General features: G+C 43.0%; 7 protein-coding genes and 2 pseudogenes. 3 read left to right on the top strand and 6 right to left on the bottom strand.

Features of this window, described 5'->3' with window-relative positions; translation table 11 throughout:
• Positions 1-73 precede the first annotated feature (73 nt).
• Both M9189_RS02190 and M9189_RS02195 read right to left on the bottom strand, forming a co-directional pair.
• Positions 74-1,594 (bottom strand): annotated as a pseudogene (locus M9189_RS02190) (IS1182 family transposase); the annotation flags it as partial.
• 622 nt (positions 1,595-2,216) lie between these two features.
• Entirely contained in the window at positions 2,217-2,543 is a 327-nt protein-coding gene (locus M9189_RS02195; protein WP_250724293.1) for a hypothetical protein, read from the bottom strand.
• Positions 2,544-2,727: 184 nt separating this feature from the next.
• Here M9189_RS02195 and M9189_RS02200 point away from each other — a divergent pair, with 184 nt between their 5' ends.
• From M9189_RS02200 to M9189_RS12915, 3 genes and pseudogenes are all read left to right on the top strand, one after another.
• Positions 2,728-4,029, top strand: a complete 1,302-nt coding sequence (locus tag M9189_RS02200; RefSeq protein ID WP_256469268.1) for a glycoside hydrolase family 43 protein — start codon at positions 2,728-2,730, stop codon at positions 4,027-4,029.
• Between the two features lie 43 nt (positions 4,030-4,072).
• A pseudogene (locus tag M9189_RS02205) lies at positions 4,073-5,578 on the top strand (glycoside hydrolase family 127 protein); the annotation flags it as partial.
• Between the two features lie 30 nt (positions 5,579-5,608).
• On the top strand, positions 5,609-6,424 hold the full coding sequence (locus tag M9189_RS12915) for a DUF6805 domain-containing protein (protein WP_250725570.1): 816 nt from the start codon (positions 5,609-5,611) through the stop codon (positions 6,422-6,424).
• A 947-nt stretch (positions 6,425-7,371) separates the two neighbouring features.
• Here M9189_RS12915 and M9189_RS02215 read toward each other — a convergent pair.
• The 4 genes from M9189_RS02215 to M9189_RS02230 all read right to left on the bottom strand — a co-directional run bounded on the left by M9189_RS02215 (position 7,372) and on the right by M9189_RS02230 (position 11,189).
• Positions 7,372-7,914, bottom strand: coding sequence for a transposase (locus tag M9189_RS02215; protein ID WP_250724296.1), 543 nt, complete (start codon positions 7,912-7,914; stop codon positions 7,372-7,374).
• 88 nt (positions 7,915-8,002) lie between these two features.
• Positions 8,003-8,551, bottom strand: coding sequence for an HD domain-containing protein (locus M9189_RS02220; RefSeq protein ID WP_250724297.1), 549 nt, complete (start codon positions 8,549-8,551; stop codon positions 8,003-8,005).
• 2 nt (positions 8,552-8,553) lie between these two features.
• The gene (locus tag M9189_RS02225) at positions 8,554-9,999 is read right to left on the bottom strand and encodes an alkaline phosphatase family protein (RefSeq protein ID WP_250724299.1); all 1,446 of its coding nucleotides are present in this window, start codon (positions 9,997-9,999) and stop codon (positions 8,554-8,556) included.
• On the bottom strand, positions 9,987-11,189 hold the full coding sequence (locus M9189_RS02230) for a pyridoxal phosphate-dependent aminotransferase (protein WP_250724300.1): 1,203 nt from the start codon (positions 11,187-11,189) through the stop codon (positions 9,987-9,989). Before M9189_RS02230 ends, M9189_RS02225 begins: the two co-directional genes overlap by 13 nt.
• Between the last annotated feature and the right edge of the window lie 99 nt (positions 11,190-11,288).

The following is an 11,288-nucleotide window of genomic DNA, read 5'->3' on the forward strand; positions in this document are numbered from 1 at the left end:
GGATTTTTGCATATAGGGGTTCAAACAAGAAGAAAATTGCATTTTGGAGTACTGTTTTTGAAACACACGCACCTTTGCCTATGATTTTTCTTAAGTTATGAGCAATAGCTATCAGGCCAAACTCGATTTCAACTTTCTTAAGGCCTTTCAGTGTAAATCTGGTGAACTTGTTGTTGTGTTTTATTTGTCCAAACACTGCTTCCGGTTCTATTGGGCGTCTACTTCTGTGATATAGGCCCTGTTCACTTAATAGCTGTTCCCTGGCCTTCTTTTTTAGGATCCTTAACCTGTGATTGATCTCTATTATTCGATTACCGGTAGCTTGAAAACAAAGTCCGCGCAACGGGCATCCAGTACAGTTTTGCGCTTGATAACGTGTCACCTTTGATACATACCCATTCTCAGAAGTCACTTTTCTTTCACCTTTATTGGTCATATGCTGTCCCATCGGGCATACATAATAATCTTCATGTTCGTTGTAATATAGGTTTTGGCTTAGAAATGCATTCTTTTTAAATGCTCTTTTCTGTTCTTTGTGGAAGTAGTTGTACTTGACAAAGTACTCTATATTATTTGCTTCCAGGTATTCATAATTCTCCTCGCTTCCGTAGCCGGCGTCTGCAACGACCGTAGAGCTATGACTTCCATATTGGTTTTTAAATCCCTCCAGATGACACTTTAATGTTCTTGTATCACCTGGGGTTTGATGGATACTGTAATGGGTAATAATCTGGTTCTCTGTACTAATCTGAGGATTATAAGCTGGTTTCAGCTGCCCATTCTTCATATGATCTTCTTTCATTCGCATGAAAGTAGCATCCTCGTCTGTCTTGCTAAAACTGTTGCGATCCCCCAGAGTGTCAAGTTGCTTCTCGTATTTCTCCAACCGTGGCAGATGTTCCTCCTGTAATTGCTTTAGTTGCTTAGATGTGGACTTATTTGTATCCTTAAGCCTGGTGTTAAGCTCAGCTATTTTGCTTTTTAATAAATCTGAGTCTATTGATTGGGGCAAATCTTCTTTGTTGAGAGTTTTTGAGTCCTCTTTAATTTGACTATCAATATCTTTAAGAATACTCCTTATCCTTTCTTCCAGTTTTGCTTTGTTTTTCTCAACTGTGCCTCGCCATACAAAGGTGTACCTGTTTGAGGTAGCTTCTATTTTTGTTCCATCAACATACTGTACCTGAAGACTCACAAACCCCATACCATGCAGTAATCTAACTACTTCTGCAAAGATGGTCTTAATTTCTCCCTGCAAACGGGTACTCCTAAAATAATTGATTGTTCTAAAGTCTGGAACACAGCCCTTTGATAACCAGATAAAATGAATATTCTCTTGTAAAGCCTTTTCAATCTTTCTGCACGAAAATATGTTGTTTAAATAACTGTAGAACAGTATTTTAACCATCATTCTTGGATGAAAACTGCTAGCACCACCACCTTTGTATTTATTTAGTATAGATGTGATATCCAGTTGATCTACAACCTTATCAACCAGACGAACTGGATGGTCTGCTGGTATGCGATCCAAGAGGTTTTCAGGGAATAACTGAGCTTGATTGTTTGGAAGCTCTTTGAAAACAACTTTTTTCATTATGGATTGATTTATAGTATTAATATACTATATATCAATTATATAACCAACTTTTTCGAGAAAAAAATCAAACAAAAAAAGAGACTGCCTAATCTTTTTAGACAGCCCCTTTTTTTGTTATTTAAAAATCTCATTTGAAATTCCCAACTCAAGTTAATAGTTTTCAAAGCGGAATATCTCTTTTTTTCGAGAGATACCGTTTTATTTTCTTTTCATCTTCACTGTTTCTTGCACGTTTAACGTGTTGATTTACTTTTTATGGTGGCGTTTTTATATATATTAACATTACCACTCTTCCAAGGCATGGCAATTCCTTGTCATAAACCCTTTTACGACACGAAAGATGGCGATGGACGATTAAGTGAAAATCCGTCATCCGGTCATCGTTGTCGTTATTCGCTGCTCAAAATCACGCCACCCCGCTTTTCGGTAATACTCCTTTGGCATTTTTACCGTGACCTGCCTGCCGGATTTCACCACTTTTCCCGGCACTCGGATAAACCATTCTCGGAAGGTAGAGTGCTCTTGGCGCCAAACCCAAAAGTCGCCCCGGTATCGCATGAGCACCGATAAACTGTAGGCAAATGACGAAAGTTGCCAAAGAATATCGTTTACCCAAAAATCATGCGTGATGGTTTTTCAGCTTTACTTTCACCAAAAACAAGCGGGAAACCAAGGCGTCAAAGGTGAAATTTTCAATCCGCTTCAAACGGTGAACACCGCACAACGAAGCCAACAGGACACTTGAGAGTATTTGGGCTGTACTGAAACGGCTTGCATTGTGCCGGGTGGTTGGGAAAAGATGTTCCAACCGACGATAAATGCCGCAATGGTTGATAAAATCAGAGGTTACGCTTAACCCTGAATATGACGTTAATTTTTCTGAACTGAACTCTTCCTTTACTGAACTGGCAGTAAATGAGATTTTTTTACTATTATTGTATTGCATGTGTCGGGTGAGTGTTATTTTTTATTTAACACCTTAAGGATAAATACTTTATCTGACACATGCAACTTTTATTTGAGACTTTTAGGTACAATTTAAATAGATAAGAATAATGTATAACATCAAATGTTGCAGGCCTGTTTGGGGTCTCTTGTTGCTTATGGCGGTGCTCCCATTTATGAAAGGGATGTCTCAGAATCGACCGGTAGTGCAAACCAAGTTTACGGCAGACCCGGCTCCCATGGTTCATGACGGGACGGTATATCTGTATACCAGCCACGATGAAGATGACGCTCCGGAGGGGATGGGGCGCTTTTTGATGAAGGAGTGGTTATTGTATACGAGTACCGATATGGTCAATTGGACTGATCATGGTGCGGTAGCCTCCTTGAAGGATTTCAAATGGCTAAACAAAGAGAATGGGGCTTGGGCACCTCATTGTGTTGAACGCAACGGGAAGTTCTACCTTTATTGCCCACTACATGGCAATGGGATTGGTGTATTAGTAGCCGACTCTCCTTTCGGGCCTTTTATCGATCCGATCGGCAAACCCTTGGTGTGGCAAAAAGAGCATTGGTATGATATCGACCCGAATATATGGATTGATGATGATGGACAGGCATATCTGTATTGGGGAAATCCCACCCTATACTATGTAAAGCTCAACGAAGATATGATCTCTACCTCGGGGGAGATTGTAGAAGACAAAACATTCCCCAAACGAGAAGATCGTGAATCGCCTTACCATTATCAGGAGGGTCCTTGGGTGTTCAAACGTAACGACTATTATTACATCACCTATGCCAGCACTTGTTGCCCCGAAGGGATAGGCTATGCTATGGGTAAAACACCGGTTGGTCCCTGGGAATTCAAAGGATATATTATGAAACCCGACCGTAGATCATCGGGCAATCATCCCGGCGTAATTCAGTATAAAGATAAATGGTATGTGTTCGGTTTCAATTTCCTGTTGAACTTTCGGCAGACCGATAAACATCACGAACGACGCTCTGTCTGTGTGGCTGAAATCACCTTTAACCCCGACGGTACTATCCAAGAACTGCCTTGGTGGGAAGAGGGAACACCCGTCAATCCGGTAGGAACACTAAGTCCATACAAACGCACCGAGGCGGAAACTATTGCTTGGTGCGAAGGGCTGAAAACCAAATCGAACGCTTCGGGTGGAATCTATGTTACCGCAGTTCATAACAACGACTATATCCGGGTGCGGGAGGTCGATTTCAAAAAAGGAGCGAAAAGCTTCGAAGTGAGTGCTGCTTCTGTTTCAGGTGGGAAAATCGAAATAAGGTTGGGTAATGTCGACGGCCAATTGTTGGGTGTTTGCGATATCCATTCTACCGGTGGCGCCGAGACCTGGAAAACCTTTACTACAAATGTAAAGAAGGTGAAAGGCGTACACGATCTTTATTTTGTATTCAAAGGCGGCGAAGGTGAATTATTCAACCTGGATTACTGGAAGTTTAACTAATAATTATATCAGTAATTAAATGAAGATATAAATTTCCTCTTTCGTGATTTCCCTATTTCTGCTTGTTTCTTGTGAAACAGGGAAAGAAATAGAGAGAAAACCCGAATCGTTTCCTTTAAGTAACGTCCATTTATTAGATGACCCATTTAAACACGCTTGCGATTTGAACGTCGAAGTGTTGTTGCAATACGACGTTGACCGCTTGCTTGCTCCATTTTTCAAAGAAGCAGGATTAAAACCGAAAGCTGAAAGTTTTCCTAACTGGATCGATCTTGATGGGCACGTTGGCGGACACTATCTAAGTGCGATGGCTATCCATTATGCCGCCACCGGAGACAAGGAATGTAAGGAGCGTATGGAATATATGCTTGCCGAACTTAAGCAATGCCAAGATGCACATGGCAACGGTTATCTCGGAGGACAACCCGGCGCATTGGAAAAGATTTATAACCGGATAAAAGCAGGTAATGGCAAAGCGGCGGCCGACGCATGGGCGCCTTGGTACAATCTGCATAAAATGTATGCCGGATTGCGCGATGCCTGGATATACGGAGAGAACAAGCAAGCTCGAGACATGTTTCTTGACTTATGCGATTGGGGGCTTACCATCATATCTCCTTTGGGCGACGAACAGATGGAACTGATGCTCGATTCCGAATTTGGTGGCATGAACGAAGTCTATGCGGATGCGTATAAAATAAGTGGTCATGAGAAATATCTTGAAGCGGCTAAACGTTTCTCGCATCGGGTATTGCTCAACAGTATGGCAAAAGGAATTGATAATTTGGATAATAAACACGCCAACACATAAGTGCCGAAAGCAGTTGGGTATCAACGTGTCGCTGAATTATCGGGTGATTCGACTTTTACAAAAGCAGCTACTTTCTTTTGGGCAACGGTAGTGAATAACCGCTCCTTAGCTTTTGGAGGTAACAGTCGCCGCGAGCATTTTCCTACAACCGACGCCTGTCGCGAATATACCGAAGAGCGTCAGGGGCCGGAATCGTGCAACACCTATAATATGTTACGATTGACCGATGGTTTGTTCCGCATGGATCCGCAGGCGAAATATGCCGACTATTATGAACGAGCCATGTACAATCATATTCTTTCCACCCAACACCCTGAGCATGGTGGTTATGTCTATTTCACTTCCGCACGTCCACGTTATTACCGGGTGTATTCCGCTCCTAACCAGGCCATGTGGTGCTGTGTAGGAACCGGGATGGAAAACCATGGCAAATACGGAGAGTTTATCTATAGTCATGCGGGGGAGGATTTATTCGTAAACCTCTTTGTCGCATCCGAACTGGATTGGAAAGAAAAAGGTCTGAAGCTTAAACAAGAAACGGCTTTTCCTTATGAGGAAAAGTCCTTGTTGACATTTACACTTGATCAGCCGAAGGAATTTGCACTATTGATTCGTTACCCTGTTTGGGCAACCGATTTGAGTGTGAAAATCAACGGTTCTCTCCATCGTGTGAAAGCTACCCCCTCTTCTTATGTTGAAATAAATCGTAAGTGGAAAGACGGAGATGTGATAGAACTGTCGTTCCCTATGAAGACAACAGTAGAAGAAATGCCTAATGTGTCCGATTATCTGGCTATTTTCAGAGGTCCTATCTTATTAGGAGCGAAAGCAGGAGATCATGATCTACACGGTTTGATTTGCGACGACGGTCGTTGGGCACATATTGCCTCCGGTTCGTTGTTGCCTATTACGCAAGCTCCGCATATTGTAGGCGAGCGTAACGAAATTATCGAAAAGCTTGAAAACATGCAGACCATCGATGGAAAACCGCTTCATTTTACTTGTCCCGGTTTGTTCCAATTTGCTGAGGAAGAGATTGTTTTGGAACCCTTTTATGGCATTCACGACAATCGATATATCATCTACTGGCCCTCTATGACACAAGAAAGATATTCGGCTGTAAAAGAGGAACGCGAACTGGCGGAAAAAGAACGAATGAGACTTGACCTGCGAACCGTAGATCAGGTGAAACCGGGAGAGCAACAGCCTGAAACGGATCATTTAATGCAAGCTGAAAGATCGAGAACCAATTATTTTCGGGATGAAAGTTTTCGGGATGCTGTTGATAGTGGTTACTTTAGTTACTATTTATTAACCGGTGGAGAAACCAATTTGTTGCTCCGTGTACGTTACTGGGGCAATGAAGAAGGAAAACGTGCCTGTGATATTTTCATTGATAATACACTTTTGTTGACTGAAAATATAGTCGGCAAATGGAATAAAAATGAATTCGTCGAAGTAGAATATCCTATCCCTGCATCCATGTTGAAAGGGAAAAAGAATATTCGTGTACGTTTTCAAGCCGATAAAGGCAGAGACAATCGCACGGGTGCGGTCTATCATGTACGGTTAATGAAACCATAGGTTACACTTCGATGAATATTACTTAATAACCTACGAGAGACAAGGTAAAAAGAGGATGTGTCAGAATTGACACCTCCTCTTTTTATGCACAAAAATTGTGTGCCTATTTTCTCCCACCCCCCCCAACTTACGATTTGTAATTTTCGCAAGACTTTTTCGCCAAAACAATAGGAGTATTTTCAAAAAGTCCCGGGAGAAATATTTTTTAACGTATCGGTTTGTTACAAAAACAGGCATTTCATTTACAATCTTTCATTTTGACATGCACAAAAAAATTCCCCCCTATCGGCTACAAAAAGGAGGAGGTAATTTTCCTATATTCGCTGAAAATCCCCAATAAATATAAAGACAGAATTGTGTGTTTGGAAAATACTTTGGATATTTGGTGTTTCAAAGTCTGCTGATTGTGAATCAAATAGAAGATTGGGCTAAAAAATATAATGTAATTTAAAAATCTCATTTGAAATTCCCAACTCAAGTTAATAGTTTTCAAAGCGGAATATCTCTTTTTTTCGAGAGATACCGTTTTATTTTCTTTTCATCTTCACTGTTTCTTGCACGTTTAACGTGTTGATTTACTTTTTATGGTGGCGTTTTTATAATATTAACATTACCACTCTTCCAAGGCATGGCAATTCCTTGTCATAAACCCTTTTACGACACGAAAGATGGCGATGGACGATTAAGTGAAAATCCGTCATCCGGTCATCGTTGTCGTTATTCGCTGCTCAAAATCACGCCACCCCGCTTTTCGGTAATACTCCTTTGGCATTTTTACCGTGACCTGCCTGCCGGATTTCACCACTTTTCCCGGCACTCGGATAAACCATTCTCGGAAGGTAGAGTGCTCTTGGCGCCAAACCCAAAAGTCGCCCCGGTATCGCATGAGCACCGATAAACTGTAGGCAAATGACGAAAGTTGCCAAATAATATCGTTTACCCAAAAATCATGCGTGATGGTTTTTCAGCTTTACTTTCACCAAATATTCATGTTTGCCCTCTTCCAGCAAATCAAACAATCCACCATTGAAAAAGCCGCTGTCTGCCCTGAAAAAGACCTTCTCCACCTTTTGGGGAAGAGCGGCCAAGGTTTCTTTGACAAATTCACAAACGCCGTTTGAGGTGTAGCTTGAACCCGGGCGGAGCCACGAATTGACAAGCAGTTTCATCTCCGTGACAAAACATAAGATGGGGTGATAGCTTTTCGCGCCCTTTTTATGCGAGTTGTAACCCACTTCAGCTCCTTGTTGGTTGCCGTAAACGGTAAATGTGCTTGAGACGCAATCAAGCGTCACGCGTTTTAACCCGCAACGGCTTGCATTGTGCCGGGTTGTTGGGAAAAGATGTTCCAACCGACGATAAATGCCGCAATGGTTGATAAAATCAGAGGTTACGCTTAACCCTGAATATGACGTTAATTGTTCTGAACTGAACTCTTCCTTTACTGAACTGGCAGTAAATGAGATTTTTTTACTATTATTGTATTGCATGTGTCGGGTGAGTGTTATTTTTTATTTAACACCTTAAGGATAAATACTTTATCTGACACATACAACTTTTATTTGAGACTTTTAGGTGTTATATAAACAGGGAGCACCAGGTATCAAATTGTTCAACCTGCCGTTTGCCGTGTCTGTCAAGTTCTCTTCTTATTTCCTCCAGACTCTTCTCTCTCGTTAGGTCACGCCCTTTTGAGTAAAATTTATCGGCAAAGGCCAGTATCTGTTCTTCAATAGTTCTGGGAATAAAATCCTGGGCAGGCAGTGGCAGAGCCTGTGCTTGTATGTCCTGCCGGGTTATTCCTGTTCCTGTATGGTTTTCCGCCATGGGTGCCAGTCGATCCAATCCGTTTTCCCGTAGTAGTTGTCCTCCTATCAGACCGTGTTTTATATAAGGTTCCTCTCCATGACAGTCAATATCCGGAGCCTTGGTAAAGATTATACCTATGTCGTGTACCATTGCACCCTGTTCCAACAGTTCCATGTCCACCTGTAGCTCCGGCCTATTCCTTGCAATCGATAAAGCCTTGTCTGCCACCAGACGACTGTGGGTAAGAAGTATGTGTCTGGCTTCTCTGTCCCTGGGATAGTATTTGTCAATAACCTGAATTACAGCATCCCTGCTCATCTCTACTTCTTTTTAAAAATAACTGCCTCAGGTGCTTCAAGAATATTGGGATGAACAATGCCCAATTGTTTGAGGAGCAGGGGAACCAGATGCCTGTGCTCGAATGGTTCTATCCATGCCCCTTTATCGCTATGCCAGCCTGATACTATCAGAGGTAGGGGACTGTTACCGCTGTTTCCAAAAGTCCTGCTGCCATTGGTGCTCAACTTGCCATGCCATCCAGGTTGCAGACGTATCAATACATCTCCCGTACGGCTTGGAAAAAGGTTCTTATCCCAAAGGCTTCCTTCCTCAAGTTTGAAAAGCAAGTCATTGAGTGGCAAAGCTCTGTCAACACCTGTCACTTCCATTAAGAATACAGCCGCCTCTTCCTGCATTGTAGTGACATCCATACCTTTACTTTCGATCAGCTGCCTGTCCAGATACAGGTTATTGTCATTTATCTCGAGGGCCCATTTGCCCTGACCGTACCTGGCCATATAGTAAAAGTTGAGCAGAGCTAATGTCTTACCAAGATCTACAGTGCCGGTATTTTGTCCCTTTCTACCATGAGTCCCTGTTGCTGCTGCTGGGGTACGTGCAGAAGTGAAGATTGCCAGATAGTTGTTTTTACCAATATTTTCGTCAAGTACATCAAGCAGCCCTGCCATCAGAGCATCGATCTGCATTATAGTGGACTCCTTTAAGGGTGTAAGCAGTTCGTACTCATCCTCAAGGCTTCCTGTGTTAAACCCAACAGATAGCAGATCAGGAATATTATCCCTTCCAAAGTCAGTTGATTCTAAAAGGGCGACAGTTGCATCAAACGCAAGCTGGTTGGCCGTTGCTGGCGAAAGGGCCTGGAGGCCCTTGCGCTTATCGTTTAGCTGGTCCAGCCACAGGCTTTCATTTGCACTATTTGCATAATCCCTTATGTGCTTGAATATATTGTCCCAGTAAAGGAGATAATCGCAGTTGTATCCTGTTGCATGAAGCATCCATGGCTGGTCAACCCCGACTACAGCAGATAGAGATCCCGGGCCATAGAAATTTTTGAGGTAGTCACCAAGGCCTCTGGCCATGCTATTCAGGGCTGCAGTCTGGTAGTTGGCAGGTCCTTCGTTTGCATTGACAAAGCGACCGGTCTTACGGTCCAGCCATCTTTCACCTACCACCCCATGGCATGAGGGAGTGCAACCTGTGTAAAGGCTTGTAATCCTTGTGCCGGGATAGGCCGACAGGTCGGAAGAATAAGCGCCCATAAAGCGCATTCCGTCACGGGAAAGCCTTATAATACCCTTGTTGCTGAGCTTAGGTTGTATCAGGAGTAACTGATCCTCACTCAGTTCATCAACTACCACAAAAAGAATCAAACGCGGTGCCTCAGGAAGCTGTCCCCGCAGTAGATTGCCGGACAGCAATAGCAGGATGCATAGCACCGTGCACATCATACGTATCAATCCAGGCATCTGTTGGGGTATGCTTCAAGTGCTCTTTCGAGAATATCTATGGCTGCTGCCAGATCATCAATATTAAGTACGTAGGCAATCCTTACCTCCTTGGTGCCCTTTCCCGGGGTGATGTAAAAACCACTTGCAGGGGCCATCATCACAGTCTGGTTGTTGTAGCTGAAATCACTCAGGACCCACTGACAGAACTTGTCTGCATCATCAACAGGCAGTCTTGCTACCGTGTAAAATGCTCCCTTGGGCATTGGTGAAAATACGCCGGGTATGCGATTCAGTCTTTCAATCAGGAAGTTGCGACGCTTATTGTACTCTACGTTGGTTTCCCTGAAATACTCCTCCGGTGTTTCAAGTGAAGCCTCTGCAGCAATCTGCCCCAATGTAGGAGGACAGAGACGGGCCTGAGCAAACTTAAGGGCTGTCTCTATAATCCGTGGATTGCGTGAAAGCAGCATTCCAATTCTCAGACCGCATTCGCTGTATCTTTTGGATACTGAGTCGATCATTACTGTATGGTCTTCCAGCCCCTCAAGTTCCATTATCGAAATGTGCTGGGCTCCATCGTAGCAAAACTCACTATATACCTCGTCTGACAAGAGGTAAAGGTCATGACGCTTTACTATATCTTTCAGCTGTTCCAACTCCTCACGAGAATATAAATAACCCGTTGGGTTGTTGGGGTTACATATAAATATCGCCCTTGTCCTATCGGTTATAAGCTTTTCAATCTCCGAAAATGAGGGGAGAGCAAAACTTGTGTCGATATCCGAACTGAGGGGTACAACCTTTACACCAGTAGATGAAGCAAATCCGTAATAATTTGCATAAAAGGGCTCGGGAACAATTACTTCATCGCCAACGTCCAGACAGCTAAGGAAGGCAAGGCTTATGGCCTCGGAACCTCCTGTGGTAATCATCAGCTGATCTGTATTGATATTTATTCCCTTGGTCTTATAATATGCTGAAAGTTTTTTTATGTATGATTCTCTACCCGCCGAGTGTCCATATTCTATCACGTTAAGGTCAAGGCTGTGCATCGCCTCGAGGGCAACCTGCGGAGTCTTGATATCAGGTTGTCCAATGTTAAGGTGGAATACCTTGATTCCTTTGTTTTTTGCTTGTTCAGCAAAGGGAACCAGCCTGCGTATTGGAGAAGCAGGCATGACGGTACCGCGATGTGAGATACTTGGCATAGAAAGTCTGATTACTTGTTTTCCGGGTTACAATTAATAGTTAAATGCGGGATTTTAAGAACGAAATAAATGCAAAACTAAGGAATTTTTTAATGCATT

The sequence above is a fragment of the Xiashengella succiniciproducens genome (assembly GCF_023674465.1).
In the GTDB taxonomy this organism is placed as follows: Bacteria; Bacteroidota; Bacteroidia; order Bacteroidales; family Marinilabiliaceae; genus Geofilum; species Geofilum succiniciproducens.